The following is an 18,345-nucleotide window of genomic DNA, read 5'->3' as shown; positions in this document are numbered from 1 at the left end:
AAAGGACCGAAGAGTATGTTTTTAAGTATTGATCCGGAAAACTTAAAAAGTGTTGCACAAAATGCTCAGAGAGTAAATGCGGATATTGACAGTGCAATGCAATTACTGAATCAAATATCGGCGCATAATGATTGGAACTGTAAGGAGCGAAAGCAACTCAACGAATATACCGTACAAAATAAAAATAAGATTCGTATTTTAAAAGAAAATTCAGATGTATTTTTAAATGCGGTTCAAAAGGCTGCACAGGACTTTCAGGATACAGAGAAGAACTTATCGACAATTTTTGCATCTGTTGATGATGTGATAAGAACGGTTTTGTCTGTTACTCCAAATGTACTCGCTCTGTCGAAGGGAACAGAAAAAGTGATTGAGATTATAGGAGGGGTTAGTTCTCAACTGGCAACAAGACCTAACGTATATAAACTTGCTAAAAAAGGAATTTCCGTTGTTAAGTATTCAGACATCAATCTCAAAGGAACGGGAAAGTAAGAACTCCATAAATGTAAAAACAGAAAGTTTGAGTGATCGATGATAAAGATTAAATAGATGAGGTGAAGAAATGGCAGATATTAAATTATCAGCAGAAGAATTAAGGACTCAGGCAAATAAAATGACCGCTTTGAAGGAACAGTATACATCTCTGTTTCAGTCTATAAACAATGAAATGAATACGATCAACAGTAATTGGAGTAGTTTATTAGCAAATAATTTTGCCGGAAAAATCAGTAGTGTAACAAAATCTTTTGAAAATATTACAGGGATGTTAGAAACTGGTTCCCGTGCGGCAAAAATATCAGCGGATAGCTATGAAAACGTTGATAAAGCATTGGCAAAACTGATGCTAGGAGAGGCGGATAGCAAAGAAATTCTTAATGATATTGATGATCAGATCAATAATATTTCGAAAGAGTTTCGTAAGATGGGAAAGGTTAAAGGATTGGATGCTGCAAGTAATTATAGCGTCGATCCGGTTAATTTGTGTAACGGTAATTTTATATATGATAAAGAATGTCTCGTCTTAGATGGTGCAGTCCCGATGTCAGTTCATCTTTTTTATAACAGTAATGACGATGAAGAAACATCAGTAGGAACCGGATGGATGTTGAATTTCCAGGTATGTCTTATTAAAGAAAATGATATCATTCAGGTTAAAAAGACGGATTCATCTCTGTACCAATTTGTTAATGATGGAAATGGAAAATTTGTTGCTTGTGATGGAACTTTTGCATATATCAAAAAGGATGGAGATTATTATAAACTTGTTGATGAAGATAATTACATCTGGCTGTTTGATACAACAGGAAAGTTGATTTCACAGAAGGATCTGGGAGGGGAAGGATATAATGTTTCCTATAATGCACTGCAGCAGATCGATCATGTTAGTGATAATATGGGGAATTGTTATGCATTTACATATAATGAAGACAATAAAATCATTCGTATAGAAGATCAGAATGAACGATTGCTGGAATTGCAGTATGATCATTCTATGTTATCAGAAATTAGAATGAATGGTGGTAGAAAGTGGAAATTTGAATATGATTTTTCCGGTAAATTATGTGAGGTGATTAATAGTAAAGGAATTTCCGAAGTTAAAAATATTTATGATGGAACAGGACGAACAATTCAGCAGGAATTCCCTGATGGCGGTACAATATCATATGTTTATGATCAGAAAGAAAATTGTGTGGTTTATAAAGAGCAGAATGGAAATACGGTTCGATATTATCATGACGAATTATACAGAAATGTAAGAAATGTATATGAAAATGGAGAAGAAGTTTTTACTTATAATGATCAAAACCAAAGAACATCTTTTACAGACAGAAATGGTCATAAATCATTGTATACCTACAATGAAAATGGTAAGTTGACAAAATTTGAAAATGCATTGGGATACAATATGGCGTTCCAATATAATCAGATGGGACAGATAGAAAAGTATATTGTAAATGGTGACGTTCTTTGTTCTGTTATATATGATGAAAGAAATCGACAAAAAGAATCTGTTGATGCCAATCAGGGGAAGTGCTGTTTTAATTATGATGAAAAGGATCATATGACAGGGATTGTATATCCGGATGGTGCAAAGGTATCTATGAAGTACGATGAACTTGGTCGTATGACTTCTATCACTAATTTTATGGGAGGAGAAACGGAGTATTTTTATGATAAACTGAATCGTATTACAGCTTCTATTGATCCTAAGGGATATGAAACGAAATATTATTATAATTCAGCGGATGAAATTATAAAAGTTGAAAAACCGGATGGCAATAGTGTGCAGTATTTTTATGATTCCTGTGGAAATATGGTCAAAAATATTGATGAACAGGGAAATGTTCTGGAGATTCAATATAATACAATGAATAAACCCTGCAAATATATTGATGCAGAGGGAAATGAGACTACATGGGAATATGATCATATGTGGAATGTTACAAAAAGAACAGATGCAAATGGTGGTGAATCCAGATTTTCCTATGATCAGTATCAGAACCTGATAGAAATTCAAGATGCAAATGGAGGAATCCAAAAGGCATTTTATGATCCTTGCGGAAATCTTATTAAAAGAATAGATGCAGAAAAAGGCGTTTATGAATTAGCATATGATGCTCTTAATCGTCCGGTGAAAACCATTGATTCTATGGGAAATGTGGTTGAAGCAGAATATGATGAGCGGGGATATGTCAGTCTGGTGAGATATTCTGATGGGACAGAATGTGTTCTGCAATATGACAAAATGGGAAATTGTATTTATAAAAAAGATCGTACAGGGTATGAAAACTTTTATAAATATAATGCATTAAATTTGATTTCAGAAATCAGCGATAAGACAGGATGGCTGGAGAAAAGAGAATATTATCCGGGAGGATTATTAAAGAAGGAAACACATATCAATGGAGAAAGTAATTCCTATGAATATGATCCCAATGAAAAACTTGTTTCTGTTATAACTCAGGATGAAGTGAAATATGGACTGGAGTATGATGCAGTAGGAAATATTGTACAAATCCAGAAAAATGGTGTGCTTTTAGAAAAATATGTGTATGATGCATTGGGAAATGTTATTACCGTTACAAATGCAGAAGGAGAAAAAAAGCATTTTAAATATTCTGCAAATGGAAAATTAATACACAGTACAGATGAGTTGGGATTTGCCACACAATATAATTATGACTGCATGGGAAATCTGGTTTGCATGATGCAGGAAAATCGTATTGATATTGACAGACTTAATGAATTTAATCAGAAAAATGAACATATAACAAGGGTATCAAGATATCAGTGGGATCTGATGGGAAATCTGATTTCTTCAATTGATCCAGCAGGGCAAAAAGAAACATATCAATACGATAAATGTGGAAGACTGATTGAGAAAGTTGATGAGAATAATAACAAAACTGTATTTGAATATTATCCAAACGGATAGATAAAAAACGCATATATTCTGACGGAAGAACAGTATGATGGAATACGATGCGTTAGATCAACTGATTAAACTGGAGGATTGGACAGGGCAGACCTTTATCCATAGAAATAGAAATGGAAAGCCGGAATCTGTTGAATATCCGAACGGAGATAAGGTTCAATACAGATGGAATGAAAGAGGGGCATGTACAGGCCTGACATATCCGGACGGAAGTGAAATTCGATATTCTTATGATATGGCGGGAAATTTATCAAAGTTACAAATGGGCGATGAAGCGATCCGATATGGATATGATACAAATGGCAGATTACGGGAAAAATTATACCCGCATCATTATAAGACCGAATACTCTTATAATGCACTTGGTGTTTTGGAACAGCTGCAGCATAAAAAAGATGACAATATTGTAACAGGATTGCGCTATACATATGATGCATTGGGACGGATCAAGCAATTGGAAAAAACCGGTTTACCAGAAAATCAGAGTAATCTGTATCAGTATTGTTATGATGCCAGAGGAAGTATTACTGATGTGTTGTGCAACGAAAAGAGAGTGGAGCATTACGAGTATGATGCGTTTGGAAACAGAACATGTTCTGTAAATTCATTTGGAACAGCACAGTATCATTATAATAATCTGGATCAGTTGATATACATGGAGGATTCTGATGGAAAGCATGATTTTCGGTATGATGCAGCGGGAAATATGCTTGGAGAATTTATAAATGGAAAAGAACATACCCGGTTCTCTTATGATGCAGCGGGATTACTGCGACAGGCGATAACGGAGCAGGGAAGTAGTGACTATATATGCAATTCGTTTGGCTATAGGGTTTCTGAACATACCAGATTTGTGGATGGAAGGGAGAGCAGTCAGCAGTTTCAATATGATTATACCAAGAATTATAACAATGCACTTACAGCAGTTGAGAGTGGGTGCAGTCATAATTATATTTGGGACAATATGCTTGTTGCGCAAAAGACAGACAAATCTATATTTATCATGCATGATGAAAAAATGTCTCCGTTATTTGAGTTTGATAGGGATCATTGTTATGAGGGAGGTCTTTACGATACATTTGGTAACACTCTGAGACAGGGGCAGCAGGGAGTTCAATTTGGATTTTGTGGTTATCGGAAAGATCGGTTGACCGGATTAGAGCATGTTGGTATCCGAGAATATTCTGCTAAAGCAGGACGTTTTTTTGAGTAGAGATGTTATACCGGGAACAATGGTAACTTCATTGTCTGTTAATTCATATCTGTATTGTCGAAATGATGCAGAAAATTATACAGATCCGACAGGAGAAATTCCGGTTCCGATTGCAACAGGAATTGTTGGTGCCGTAATTAATGAAGGATCATTATTGATTGGAGATGTGGTTACTTCTTACAAAAATGGCAAACTAACCTTAAGCCCGTGGGAAAAGCATGTTGGTAAAGTTGCGGGTGGATTTGTGCAAGGAGCATTAATCGCAACACCGCAGGGAGCAATTGCGGGAGGAGCGGTTGCGGGAGCTGCAGGAGGAGCAACAGAAACATTTGTAACGAATGGTTTAAGTAAGTTGTTTAGTGAAAAAGGATACACGAAAAAAAGCGGATATACAATGGGGAAGCTTTTTGGAGACACATTGAATAGTGGAGTTAAAGGTGCCATTGACGGATTTGTATTGGGTAAAGTAGGAAAATATATTAAAATTCCAACGGTGACGAAGGGAAGAGGAAATTGGAATGCAGTCTTTAGAATGTTGGTAACCAAATCCCAGGAAGGAATAGTGCATAATATGGCATTGAAGACTTTTGCAAAAGGTCTTGCAACGTATGGAATTATTGGGATGACAGAAAAATTTATTGATAAAGGCACCGAGGCAGTTAGGGAGAAAAACAGTCAGAAGATATGGAAATACATTGAGTCACTTTTCTCGCGCAAAAAGACGGAGAAAACAACAGTAACCGCCAAGAAAGTAATGGCAGGAAACAGACAGAGTATCTCGTGCAGTGCAGCGGGATAAAGAATATTTTAATGAGTCCAATATTATAGAAAGGATTAATGGAGATGGATAAAATACAAGAGCAGTGGCCGGAATGGCAGACCGTGGAACTGGTTGGCGAGGGAACCTTTGGTTCTGTTTATAAGGCGAAAAAGGAGGTATATGGAAATATATCATATGCTGCGATCAAGGTGATAGAGATTCCAAAGGAGCCGCGAGAAATTCGTGATCTGCAGCAGTCCGATATGGACGAGAGTTCTATCAAGGCATTTTACGAAGACATGATTCACAATCTGATGTCGGAAATTCAGATTATGGAATCAATGAAATCCGCGAATGGAATTGTCGGAATTGAAGATTACAAAGTGGTTCAGAGAGAACCTTTGAAATGGGAAGTTTTTATTCGGATGGAATTTCTGGAAGATCTGCAGACCTATCTGGACAGGCATCCGATGACAGGTTGTGAGGTTGTACAGCTGGGAATGGATCTTTGTGAATCTCTGAAAAATTGCGAGATCGCAGGGATTGTTCACCGTGATGTGAAAATTGACAATGTATTCGTAAATCGATTCGGCTCTTTTAAGTTGGGAGATTTTGGTATTGCGAAACAGTTAGGGAAAACCCGTGCAGCCATGTCGCAGAAAGGAACGAATATGTATATGGCACCGGAGATATTCCGGGGAGAGCCGTATGATGCACGCGTGGATATTTATTCGCTTGGGATTTTGCTTTATCGGCTGTTGAATAAGGCAGATTTCCGTTTATGCCGTTATGGCCGAATCCAATTAAATACAGTGATGATCAGAAGGCGACATTTCAGAGAATATCAGGAAAATCAATTCCGGCAATTCCTGATATTCCGACCGGTTTATCCGAGATTGTATGCAGAGCATGTGCGTATGACAAAGAAAACAGATATCAGAAAGCGGATGAACTGGCGAAAGCTTTGGAGGCATATGTGCAATCAGAAGAACTTACAGAGATTATAACAAAGGGCAGTGCTGCCCAAAGACCACAGCCAGAGCCGGAGGAGCTTTCATCTTTGCGTACAGAAGAGATGGAAGGTGAGGACGAAGAGGGCAGGGCAGATGACAGCCGGTCTTCAGAAGTGAAAGATGACTCCATGAGATTTATGAATTTCGAAGATGAAGGGACGTATGCGGCATTTGGAGAAGGGCATACTGTAGGAGTTTTACCAGTGGTAGATGAACCGGATATTCCGGAACCAGATATGTCAGAAACATATATTCCGGAAGAGGAGCATTCTGAAAGCAGTATTCCACAGGACTTTTCGGATGAAAGAACATATGCGGCATTTGGTAATACCGGAAATGCTTTTCAGGATAATACAAATTCTGAGCGGCAGCAGGAGAGTGACCGGCTAAAGATTGATCCTAAGAAATATGATCAGGGTTCAGAGACTTTTACGAAAGATGAAAAAAAATCGACAGTGGTTCCTGATATGCCAATGAAATGGTATCAGTTTGTGACTTATCTCGCCCTGCCGTATTCGATGTTACGCTGCGTATATATGGCATACCGGTATATTAGTGGAAATATATATGGTGGCAGCAATGTGGCTTCTAATCTTTATCAGATGGCACCGTCATTACGCTTGATCAATTACTACGGTGCTGCTGTCAATATTGTTACGGTGATTGCGGCTGTGTTCGTACTGGTATGGATGGCGAAGCGGAAAGTGAACGCATGGAAATATTATATTGGTTTGCTTGCGGTAAATGCTGCTGCAATCGTATTATATACAATTATGTATTACATAGTGATCCGTTCCAATACGAATTTTACGGTTTCACTGACACAATATGCGGTGAACATCACAGTTAATATAGGGGTCACAGGAACTATGGGAGTAGTTAATTATATTTATTTTAAGAAAAGAGATCATTTGTTTGTGAATTAGAATCAACTGGCATGGGAGGAATAAGAATGGATGTAATTCATCAGATATGGCCAAACTGGACAACCGTTAATGAGATAGGTGAGGGAGCCTTTGGCAAGGTATATAAAGTGAAAAGAGAGGATCTTGGAAATGTGTCATATTCCGCGGTCAAGGTAATGCATATTCCGAAGGACAATTCTGAGATCAATGATCTGCATCGTTCCGGAATGGATTTTGATTCGATACACACCTACTTTGAGGATATGGTGAAAAATCTTCTGAATGAAATACAGATCATGGAATCGCTAAAGTCAGCAAGCAATATTGTAGTGATTGAGGATTATCAGATTATTCCAAGAAACAAAGAGATTGGCTGGGATATCTATATCCGTATGGAGCTTTTGCAGGATCTGGGAACATTTCTGGAAGATCATGGCATGACAAGACAACAGGTTCTCAGGCTGGGAATGGATATGTGTCAGGCACTGACCGCCTGTGAACAGGAACATATCATCCACAGGGATATTAAGATTGATAATATCTTTTTCAATGGTTTTCATTCCTTTAAGCTTGGAGATTTTGGAATATCCAAGCAGTTAGAGAAAACGCAGTCTGCGCTTTCCCAGAAGGGAACGAATATGTATATGGCACCGGAGGTGTTTCGGGCAGAAAAGTACGACCATACGGTAGACATATATTCGCTTGGAATCATGCTGTATCGTTTGTTAAATAAGGGACGTTTTCCATTTCAGCCTCCGGCAGAAGAGCAGATGTATGCCAGTGATTCGCAGAAAGCGATGGCACAGCGTCTGGGGAATGCACCGATGCCTGCACCGGCAATGGCGGATGAGCAGTTGTCTGCGATCATTTTGAAAGCCTGTGCTTATCACGCAAAGGATCGTTACCAGTCAGCGAGGGATATGCTTGCAGCACTCAAGGAGTATCAGCAGACAGCGCAGTATGAGGGGGATGAATTTGTCATTTCCACCGATACACAGGCGGGCAAATCCACAAGTCGTTCTGGAAATGCATCCGGTGATATTACGAATGGAACCATGGTGGCATTTCATGGGGAATCCTCTGAGCCGGAGAGTCCATCCAAGATACAGAGTGACAGGCTGACACCACCGGTAGGTGGGGATATCGGCGAGGTGAAGGAAAAGGATGTGTCCACCAGAGAAAAGAGAGCAGGTCTTTGCAGGAAGCCGGTTATGATTGCGGGGATTGTGCTTTTTGTTGTGATTCTAGCGTGTGCAGGCTTTTTGGCGGTACGCTATCTGACGCAGGATACCCGTAATCTCGCCAAGAAGTATACAACCGTGGACAAACTGCAGATTTCTGCAAAAATGCCGAAGGGCTGGAAGGTGACCACGGACGAAGATCAGGCTGTGGCGGTATATGAAAAGGGAGATGTCTATAAGGAAATATCTTATACAATGGATTTTGATTATGCGGCAGTCACTAAATATGGACTTTACTGTGGTCTGGGATATGCCAATGAAAAGGATGCGAAGGAGCAGGGGATTGCTCCGGATGGTGCGTCAGATAAGTATGCACAGGCGTATCTGGCAAAGTTGAAACGATCCTATCTGTCGGAGGGAGAAGACTTTGATAAAATTCTGACGGAATCAGCGATTTATGACATTAATGGGAGACGATATTATTACATACAACACGATGTCAGGAAAGATGATGAGGGGAAGAGTGGTGAAGTTGCTATCTATTCGACGGTTCAGGATGGTGCCAGAATTTACTACAGACTGCTGGTACGAGGCGCAAAGATCACCAAAGAGGACAGAGAAATCCTTGATGCGGTCATGAAGTCTGTGCAAATGAATACGGAGGGCATTAAATACTGCAATCTCAAACCGGCAGGTATGTGGAAGATATTTATGCACTGGCAGAGGATCAGACTTTAGTTGGATCAGCCGGTGTTGCCGTGAATATGCCGGCAGCCTGTGAGATAAAGGAAGAGGAGGGAGGACTGAAAGGGGTTTATCAGGATCAAACTTCCTATGGTCAGGATTCTTATACGGTAACTGTACTTACTCAGGACAAAAGCTGGTTAGGCACATTGTCAACCGGGATGAATAACGCAGTTGCGGAGCAGATCGTGAAGGAGCAGCAAGATCAGGGAGAAACGATCAATCATAAGGAACATGTGCTGGCAGGCAGCCATGCATGTTATGCAGTAGGATGCTCTGATGCGACTGGGCGCAGTTTTACTTACTACACAGTATACAGGGGGAAGCTGTTATCCTTTTGTTATAAAATAGATGGTATCGATGCGGATCTGCCAATCGATGGAAAAGCGAAAAAAATGCTGCGATCCATGATTGAAACAGCATCATATGACCAATAAAGAAGAGGGGTGATTGAATTATGATAAATCGGAAAAGACTGTTTGTTTCGGCAACCTTCCTAAGTCTTGCAGTGTTCCTGATCACAGGCTGTCAGCAACAGGGATCTGGCATAAAAAAGATCAAGGACATTACAGTCAGTAAAGAAGATCAGGAAGCAATCGATGAAACGGTAAAGGATTTGAAGCAGAGCGAGGAAGATCGAATAGGTTCCGTTGATTTTGGAGGAGGAGTTGTACTATCGCTGCAAGTGCCGGAGGGATGGGATGCAGATTCTTATCCAAGCGATGACAATAAGGAGTATAGCGATATCAGAGCATATCACTTTGATTATCCGGTATATGATCTGACAGTAGAAATAGATGATGCAGAGGATAAGAATTATAAGGAGTTATCCGATAAGTATGCCAAAAAGATCAATACGTTAAGTGCGGATAACATAGGATCTATTCAAAAGGAACTTGAAAAGTCATATGAGACATATTTAAAAAAACAGGCGTATCCGAAATGGAGCAGTGTTTCCTTTGGTAATACGACGATCAACGGACAGTATTATATTACGGCGATGGGAAAGGAAAAGAAAAAGGATAAAAAGCATGAAGGAAAAGGATTGTACCGTTATGTTACTTTTTATAAAGGTAAAATGTTCAAGTTTGAATTTACGGCGAAAAATCCTCAGATTGATGATGCAGTGACTGCAATCTTTGATTCGATTATGCAGACAGTAACCTATGAGAAACAAGCAAGCTAAAATGTAATAAAGGGAGAAAACAGAATGGATGTAATTCATCAGATATGGCCAAACTGGACAACCGTTAATGAGATAGGTGAGGGAGCCTTTGGCAAGGTATATAAAGTGAAAAGAGAGGATCTTGGAAATGTGTCATATTCTGCGGTCAAGGTAATGCATATTCCAAAGGACAATTCTGAGATCAATGATCTGTACCATTCCGGGATGGATTTTGATTCAATACACACCTACTTTGAGGATATGGTGCAAAATCTTTTAAATGAGATACAGATCATGGAGTCTTTAAAGTCTGCAACTAATATTGTGGCGATCGAAGATTATCAGGTGGTCAACAGAAAGGATGAAATAAGCTGGGATATTTATATCCGTATGGAGCTGGTGCAGGATCTTGGCTCTTTTCTGGCAGAGAAGGGAATGACCAGACAGCAGATACTTCGTCTGGGAATGGATATGTGCCAGGCATTGATCGCCTGCGAAAGGGCAAATGTGATTCACAGAGATATCAAAGTGGATAATGTATTTTTTAATGGATTTGATTCGTTCAAATTAGGAGACTTTGGAATCTCCAAGCAGTTAGAGAAAACGCAGTCTGCGCTTTCCCAGAAGGGAACGAACATGTATATGGCACCGGAGGTGTTTCGGGCAGAAAAGTATGATCATACAGTAGACATATATTCGCTTGGAATCATGCTGTATCGTTTGTTAAATAGAGGGCGTTTTCCATTTCAGCCTCCGGCAGATAAGCAGATGTTTGCCAATGATTCGCAGAAAGCGATGGCGCAGCGTCTGGGGAATGCACCGATGCCTGCACCGGCAATGGCGGATGAGCAGTTGTCAGCAATCATTTTGAAAGCCTGTGCTTATCAGGCGAAGGATCGTTACCAGTCAGCGAGGGACATGCTTGCAGCACTCACGGAGTACCAGCAGACAGTCCGGTATGATGGCAGTGAGATGGTGCTTGCCAAAATGGAACCACGCGGGAAGGTCGTGAACCGCTCCGGTAATCTGTCTGGTCAGAATAATTCGACGGTAGCAGCATTTCAAGGGAAAACCTGTGATTCGAAAAATTTATCGCAATCGCAGAGTGGAAGGCTGACCCCACCGGTAGGCGGGGATATCGGCGAGATGGAAGAGGATAAACACGGCGAAGGAAAGAGGGCAGGTCTTGGCAGGAAGCCGGTTATGATTGCGGGCATTGCATTTTTGACTGTAATCCTGGGAGTGGCGGGTTTTCTGACAGTGCGTTATCTGACGAGGGATACCAGCGGTCTTGCAAAGCAGTATACAACAGTAGATAAGCTTCAGATCTCCGCAAGGATGCCAAAGGGCTGGGAGGTTACTGTGGATGAAGATAAGGCGGTTGCAACTTACAAAAAAGGCAAGGTAAGCAAGTCTATTTCCTTTTCTATGGATTTTGACAATGCAGCACTTGAGAGCGGTGAGGAAAATTCCGTCCGTCTACAGTCTGTGAAGGACATTATAAAAGAAAAGGATAATGGATTGGCACCGGATGGTGCATCAGAAAAATACGCACATACCAGATTGACTAGTACGGCATGGAAGATGGCTGCATTAGGGGGTGGTAATCTGGAGGATGCCATAGAAGAATCAAGATTATATACCATTAATGGAAGAAATTACTATTATCTGCAAAGCTATACGAAATATGGTGAATATAAGGCGGATAGTGCGTATTACTATACGGTACAGGATGCCGCAGAGATTTATTTCCTGTTTAATGTTGTTGGAACGAAAATGACCAAGGCAGACAAAAAACTGTTTGATGCCGTGATGGGGTCTGTGCGCATGAACACAGAGGGGATCAAGTATTATACCTTGACGAAGAAAAAGGTCGATCCGTATGCATTAGCAGATAAGTCAACATCCCTGAAGGGAGGAGCCTTATCGGTAACTATGCCAAAGGAGTACCAGATTACGGAAAACGATAATGGCATAGTTGGAACATATAAAGATAGTCTGGTCGGAATCAATGAAGTCAGTGTCACCCTGGAAGAGGAAGACTGGATCGGAGATTTTGCAGATGGAATGAATGATGCGATCGCACAGAAGCTGTTGGAACAGATGCTGGCTCAGGGAAAGACGATCAACCACAAGGAACATGTCCTTGTGGGAAGCAGAGCATGTTATGCGGTTGGCAGTTCGGATTCGACAGGGCGTTCGTTTACTTACTATTCGGTATATCAGGGGAAGCTGTTAGCGTTTACTTATAAGGTGTCAGGAAGTGATGCTGGCAGTACGATCAGTGACAGTGCGAAGGAAATGTTAAGAACCATGATTACCGGTGCCGGTTATCAATAAAAAATCAGGCGGCATATCTAGTGATGCAAAGCTTCAAATCGTGAATAGGAAACATGGAGGACGAAATAATGGTGAACAGAAAAAAGATCGGGGCTGTAATGGTGGTATGCGTTATGGCGATGGTTACGACAGCCTGTGGAAAAAGTGTGACGATAACTCCCGGCAAAGAAATTACACTGTCTGATGAGGAAAAGAAAAAGGCGAATGATCTGGGGAATATATTAATTGACGCATATAATGATGCAGTGGGAAGAGACGATGGAGGAATGGGAAATACCACCTTCGGTAAGGTGACAATATCCGTTACCTGTCCTCAGGGATGGAAAGTCTATGCGGAAGCAAAGGAATCATTATGGGCGGCACATAATAGTTATCCAAAATATGAACTGCAGGTAGAGGAGGATACCATAGAAACAAAAAACTATAACGATGTCACCTCTAGATACATAAAGAAATATAAAAAATTAAATGCGAAAAATATCAAAAAAGCAGAAAAAGAATTAAAAAAAGATTATGTATGGAATCTGAAGCGTCGTGAAATATCGAAATGGAAGAACGTTGTGTTTGGCAGCAAGAAATTGAATGCGCAGTATTATATTACGGTGAAAGGAAGATCGAAGCCCAAAAGTAAAAATCATATGGGAAATGGCTTTTATCGCTATATTACTATTTGTAATGGAAAGCTGTTTCGATTTACATTCACGACAAATAATCCGGATATAGACGAATCTGTGATGTCTATTTTTGACTCTATTATGAAGACGGTTACATACGAGTAGAGTGAACGAACCAGTTAAAATGGATAGAAGAGGGGAGGCGCACATGCAGGTTTGGGAGAAGATCAAAGAACTATTTCAAATGAGATATGTGGAGGAGCCATTTTATTTTGTGACAACTGCAGCAGTGACAAATGTGGGGTTGCGAAGAGAAAATAACGAAGACAATTATTATTATAAACATAAGTGCCTGCCGCAGATTCATAATGAAGAGCAGGCGGTGGATACCTGGGACTTTGATACAGGATATACGCATGTTTTGGCGGTGTTTGATGGAATGGGAGGAGAAAGCGCAGGGGATCTGGCATCATATACGGGTGCCTGCAGCTTCTGCGATCATGTAAAACGCTGGGAGAAAACTCTGGATTTGCCGTCTCCTTCCGAGATGAGTGATGTGCTGAATCAGATCAGTCAGCTTGTTTATAAAAGGGGAAGAGAACATCATTATCGCTTGATTGGCTCTACGGCATCAATGTTGTTTTTGTGTAACAATGAAGTGGTGATTACCGATCTGGGGGACAGCCCGATGTTCCTGCTGAGGGACAACCAGTGGAGCAGGATCTCTTTGCCGCATACGGATGAAAATCTTTTGCGGCAGCAGGGAATACAGAGAAAGCCGGGACTCACACAATTTCTTGGAATTGACAGCAATGAAATGCGTTTGGAACCATATGTACATCGAATGGAAATTCAGGAGGGGGATCAGTTTTTGATCTGCAGTGATGGATTGACGGATATGGTAACGGAGACAGAGATACAGGAGGTACTTTCTCAGTCAGATACTGTACAGGAAAAAGTACAGAAGTTACTGGAAAAAGCATTGTCCTATGGTGGAAAGGATAATGTCACTATTATTCTTTGCGAGATTGGAGAAGAAATCAGGTAAGAGAAAAGGAAAGGGACTGTGCAGCCCAACCTCTTCACAGACATTTTACACAGATTTGACCTGAACAAGATAGTAGATTTTACCTTTCCAATATATGATTAAGTCATCGTGAATAAAGCGATGGCTTTTTCTTTTGCAGTTTTGCAATTACATAGAAAGGAAATGAATCAATTATGAAGGCGAAAATGAAAACATATCTCCATCATCCGGGTTCGCTTGTGATTTTGATCCTGACGATTCTTTCGGCGGTGATCACGGTGGCAGCACTTGGCTCGCTGGTGGTTTATATTCTGGTAAAGGGAGTGCCGCATCTGACACCGCAGCTGTTTGCGTGGACGTACAATTCGGACAACGTTTCGATGCTGCCGGCGTTGATCAACACATTACTGTTGACGGTGCTTGCGATCCTGATCGCAGGACCGCTCGGAATCTTTGCGGCGATCTACATGGTCGAATATGCGAAGAAAGGCAATAAGATCGTTGGTCTTGTCCGTGTGACGGCAGAGACGTTGTCCGGTATTCCGTCAATCGTGTATGGTCTGTTTGGTATGTTGTTTTTCTGTGGGGCATTGCACATGGGATATTCGCTGATCTCTGGAGCACTTACGGTGGCGATCATGGTGCTGCCGACGATCATGAGAACCAGCGAGGAGGCATTGTTGGCGGTGCCGAAAAGCTACCGCGAAGGAAGCTTTGGGCTGGGTGCGGGAAAGCTTCGAACTGTGTTTCGGACAGTGCTTCCATCGGCAGTGCCGGGAATTTTGTCCGGCGTGATCCTTTCGATCGGTCGTATTGTCGGTGAGACGGCGGCACTGATCTTTACGGCAGGAACGGTAGCTGCGGTTCCAAAGGTAAATGCCGGAGTGAAGGGGTTCTTTGGTTCTTCGGTCAGAACACTTTCGGTTCATATGTATAACCTTTCCAAGGAGGGACTGCATACGGATCAGGCATTTGCAACGGCGGTTGTGCTTCTGGTATTTGTCATTGTGATCAACTGTCTGTCCAATCTCTTAGCAGGAAGGTTGAAATCTAAGGTTTGATGAAAAGCAAATAATCTGCGCAAGCAGTTTAGATATATCAAAAGATGCAGGGGGCAAAATTTTTGACCCTGGCATCATAATATTGATCAGATTAAGAAAAGAGGAGTAAATATGGATTCAGTATATTCAAGTGTTGTGGTACAGGCAACGGAGCATCCGGCAGTGGCACAGACAAAGTTTCATGTGGATAAGTTAAATTTACATTATGGCAGTTTTCATGCACTCAAGGATATCAGCATTGATATTCCGCAGAACCGGATCACAGCGTTTATCGGACCTTCCGGCTGTGGTAAGAGTACATTTTTAAAGTCTCTGAACCGGATGAATGATCTGGTGGAGGGCTGTAAGATTGAGGGAACGGTTCTTCTTGGCAACGAAGACATTTACGGTGATATGGATGTGAATCATTTGCGCAAGCGGGTTGGTATGGTGTTCCAGAATCCGAATCCGTTTCCGATGAGCATTTACGATAACATTGCTTACGGACCAAGAACCCACGGAATCCATTCCAGACAGAAGCTGGATGCGATTGTGGAGAAGTCCCTGCGTCAGGCAGCGATCTGGGATGAGTTAAAGGATCGTCTGAAAAAGTCCGCACTCGGTCTTTCCGGTGGACAGCAGCAGCGTCTCTGTATTGCGAGGGCATTGGCAGTAGAGCCGGAGGTTATCCTGATGGATGAGCCGACTTCGGCACTAGACCCGATCTCAACCGCTCATATCGAGGAACTTGCTTTGGAGCTGCAGAAGGATTACACGATCATTATGGTAACCCACAATATGCAGCAGGCAACGCGTATTTCCAGCAAGACGGCATTCTTTCTGCTGGGAGAGATGGTGGAATATAACGACACGGAGAAACTGTTTTCTATGCCGGAGGATAAGAGAACGGAAGATTACATTACCGGTCGTTTTGGATGATGCCGCAGGATCTGATGAATTAGAAATGAAAATAGAAGAGAGGAAGATAGCATGAGACGCATTTTGACAAGCAGTTAGATAAATTAAATGATGAGCTGATCGAAATGGGAAGCATGATCGAAAAAGCGATCGAGCATACCATCAAGGCTCTGGTGACGCAGGATATTGATCTGGCAAACTATGTGATCGAATCCGATGAGCAGGTCAACCGTCAGGAGAGAGATATTGAGTCATTGTGTCTGAAGCTTCTGTTACAGCAGCAGCCGGTAGCGAGAGATCTGCGTCAGATTTCCTCTGCGCTGAAAATGATTACGGATATGGAGCGTATCGGAGATCACGCCGCTGATATTTCGGAGATCATTGTAACGCTGCTTCGCCGCAATGAGCCTTATATCAAGCATCTGGATTATATCCAGAACATGGCGAAGGAGACATCGGTGATGCTGGTGGGAAGTGTTGATGCATTTGTTAACCGCAATCAGCTTCAGGCAGCAGCAGTCATTGAAAAGGATGATGTGGTCGATGAACTGTTTCATCAGGTACAGACGGAGTTGGTGCAGCTGATCCATGAGGATCCGAATTGCGGTGAACAGGCGACGGATCTTCTGATGATTGCAAAATACTTTGAGAGAATTGGAGATCACGCAACCAATATATCAGAATGGGTGATCTTCTCGCTGACCGGAGAGCATGTCCATGGCAGGCTGATCCGGGAGGCGGAATAGGAGGTGCATTCTTATGAAGGCATATGAATGGATGAAGAAACACACGAACTGGCAGGAGAAAACGGTGGGAGGTGTCTGGCTGATCCTTCATGTGATGCGCTGGATGCTCATCGGCTGTGTTCTTGGACTGGTATTTTGTCTTGGAACAGGAAGCAGCGATTATCAGAATGCCATAGGCGGTGCGGGAGCCCTGTTTGCAATGCTGCCGGGTGCCGTTCTTGGAATGGCACTTCTTCTGGGCGGCGAAGGAAAACGTGCATGAGCTCCGCAAATGGATATGAAAAGGATGAAACGATAAATGATCAGAAAGAAAAATGGAAAAGGGCTGCTGTTGCTTCTTATCACAGGGGCACTTCTGATGACAGGAAGCACCGGATGCAGTAAGCAGGCAGCGGATACGAAGCAGAAGGTGGAAGGACTTGACAAGCTCGGACAGATCGGGGTGATCTCCAGAGAGGAGGGATCCGGAACGCGTGGAACGTTTGCGCAGCTTGCCGGGTTTGTGCAGGAAAATACAGATAAGGATCAGACGGTAAAGGATGCAAAGATTGCAGACGATACCGCATCTGTTTTAAATATGGTTGGCAGTGATCGATCGGCGATCGGCTATGGATCTGCCGGTATTATGGTCAGCGATTCGCAGGTAAAGGTGCTGTCTGTCGGAGGCGTAGAGCCGGGGAAGAACAATGCAGGATATCCGCTCAGCCGTTCCTTTTATCTGGTGTGGAGTGGAAAATTAAATGATGTGGAAGATGACTTTATGCGTTATATCCGGGGTGCCGGACAGGAGATTGTGAGCCAGTCTTACACGGCAGTAGGAAAGCAGAGCAGCTTCCTGTCCCTGAAGCCGAAGGGAAAGATCACAGTGACCGGTTCGACGTCGGTTGGACCACTTTTGGAATGTCTTGCCGAAGAATATATGAAGTTAAATCCGAAGGCGGTCATTACCGTGAAGCAGACTGATTCCAGCGACGGAATCCGTCAGACAATGCAGGGAAAATGTGATCTTGGCATGAGCTCCAGAGATCTGAAGGACAATGAAAAAGAGATCTTGGATTATGAGTCGATCGCAAGAGATGAGATCGCGGTGATCGTGAATAAGGAGAATCCACTCGAGGATATTTCGCTGGAACAGCTGGAAAAGATATATACCGGAAAGATTAAAGAATGGCAGAAGCTGTATGACTGACAAAAATACAGAATGACATGATATAGGGGTTATGTAAAAAGTTTTTAACATACT

The 18,345-nt window shown here is 41.9% G+C and carries 16 protein-coding genes and 1 pseudogene; all 17 read left to right on the top strand.

All coding sequences use genetic code 11. The features are described from left to right. Positions 1–15 precede the first annotated feature (15 nt). The 17 genes and pseudogenes from DXA20_RS08165 to DXA20_RS08085 all read left to right on the top strand — a co-directional run bounded on the left by DXA20_RS08165 (position 16) and on the right by DXA20_RS08085 (position 18,291). Positions 16–492 carry a hypothetical protein gene (locus DXA20_RS08165; protein ID WP_022307177.1) on the top strand — a complete coding sequence of 159 codons (477 nt, stop codon included), beginning with the start codon at positions 16–18 and terminating at the stop codon, positions 490–492. 70 nt (positions 493–562) lie between these two features. Next, a complete protein-coding gene (locus tag DXA20_RS08160; RefSeq protein ID WP_118559987.1) occupies positions 563–3,436 on the top strand; it encodes a DUF6531 domain-containing protein in 2,874 nt (957 codons plus the stop codon). Positions 3,437–3,470: 34 nt separating this feature from the next. Further along, positions 3,471–4,649, top strand: a complete 1,179-nt coding sequence (locus tag DXA20_RS08155) for an RHS repeat protein (RefSeq protein ID WP_118559985.1) — start codon at positions 3,471–3,473, stop codon at positions 4,647–4,649. Continuing rightward, a complete protein-coding gene (locus DXA20_RS08150; RefSeq protein WP_147403720.1) occupies positions 4,642–5,448 on the top strand; it encodes a hypothetical protein in 807 nt (268 codons plus the stop codon). The genes DXA20_RS08155 and DXA20_RS08150 overlap by 8 nt, the downstream gene beginning before the upstream one ends. Before the next feature lie 44 nt (positions 5,449–5,492). Continuing rightward, positions 5,493–6,416, top strand: a complete 924-nt coding sequence (locus tag DXA20_RS08145; RefSeq protein WP_158577169.1) for a serine/threonine-protein kinase — start codon at positions 5,493–5,495, stop codon at positions 6,414–6,416. Beyond that, positions 6,386–7,348, top strand: a complete 963-nt coding sequence (locus DXA20_RS08140) for a hypothetical protein (RefSeq protein WP_118559979.1) — start codon at positions 6,386–6,388, stop codon at positions 7,346–7,348. Before DXA20_RS08145 ends, DXA20_RS08140 begins: the two co-directional genes overlap by 31 nt. A gap of 26 nt (positions 7,349–7,374) precedes the next feature. Then, a complete protein-coding gene (locus DXA20_RS08135; RefSeq protein ID WP_158577168.1) occupies positions 7,375–9,246 on the top strand; it encodes a serine/threonine protein kinase in 1,872 nt (623 codons plus the stop codon). After that, a complete protein-coding gene (locus DXA20_RS08130) occupies positions 9,207–9,689 on the top strand; it encodes a hypothetical protein (RefSeq protein ID WP_118559975.1) in 483 nt (160 codons plus the stop codon). Before DXA20_RS08135 ends, DXA20_RS08130 begins: the two co-directional genes overlap by 40 nt. Positions 9,690–9,709: 20 nt before the next feature. Next, positions 9,710–10,438, top strand: coding sequence for a hypothetical protein (locus DXA20_RS08125; RefSeq protein ID WP_118559973.1), 729 nt, complete (start codon positions 9,710–9,712; stop codon positions 10,436–10,438). Positions 10,439–10,462: 24 nt separating this feature from the next. Continuing rightward, positions 10,463–12,757: a serine/threonine-protein kinase gene (locus tag DXA20_RS08120; protein ID WP_118559971.1), complete on the top strand. Its 2,295-nt coding sequence runs from the start codon at positions 10,463–10,465 to the stop codon at positions 12,755–12,757. Between the two features lie 68 nt (positions 12,758–12,825). Continuing rightward, complete coding sequence (locus DXA20_RS08115) at positions 12,826–13,536, top strand: hypothetical protein (protein WP_022306704.1); 711 nt, start codon at positions 12,826–12,828, stop codon at positions 13,534–13,536. 43 nt (positions 13,537–13,579) lie between these two features. Beyond that, positions 13,580–14,419, top strand: a complete 840-nt coding sequence (locus tag DXA20_RS08110) for a PP2C family protein-serine/threonine phosphatase (protein WP_158577167.1) — start codon at positions 13,580–13,582, stop codon at positions 14,417–14,419. 173 nt (positions 14,420–14,592) lie between these two features. Then, the gene (gene pstA / locus DXA20_RS08105) at positions 14,593–15,459 is read left to right on the top strand and encodes a phosphate ABC transporter permease PstA (RefSeq protein WP_118559967.1); all 867 of its coding nucleotides are present in this window, start codon (positions 14,593–14,595) and stop codon (positions 15,457–15,459) included. A gap of 111 nt (positions 15,460–15,570) precedes the next feature. Next, entirely contained in the window at positions 15,571–16,377 is an 807-nt protein-coding gene (pstB, locus tag DXA20_RS08100) for a phosphate ABC transporter ATP-binding protein PstB (protein WP_022306701.1), read from the top strand. 62 nt (positions 16,378–16,439) lie between these two features. Further along, positions 16,440–17,102: pseudogene (phoU, locus tag DXA20_RS08095) on the top strand (phosphate signaling complex protein PhoU); the annotation flags it as partial. 13 nt (positions 17,103–17,115) lie between these two features. Beyond that, a complete protein-coding gene (locus tag DXA20_RS08090) occupies positions 17,116–17,364 on the top strand; it encodes a hypothetical protein (protein ID WP_118559963.1) in 249 nt (82 codons plus the stop codon). A 36-nt stretch (positions 17,365–17,400) separates the two neighbouring features. Continuing rightward, positions 17,401–18,291 (top strand): substrate-binding domain-containing protein, encoded by an 891-nt coding sequence (locus DXA20_RS08085; RefSeq protein ID WP_243100579.1) that lies wholly within the window; start codon positions 17,401–17,403, stop codon positions 18,289–18,291. Positions 18,292–18,345 lie beyond the last annotated feature (54 nt).

This window comes from Roseburia sp. AM59-24XD, from assembly GCF_003478445.1.
Taxonomy (GTDB): Bacteria; Bacillota; Clostridia; order Lachnospirales; family Lachnospiraceae; genus Jutongia.
The sequence above is the reverse complement of the archived record's forward strand: the minus strand, read 5'-3'. Positions and strand labels throughout refer to the sequence as shown.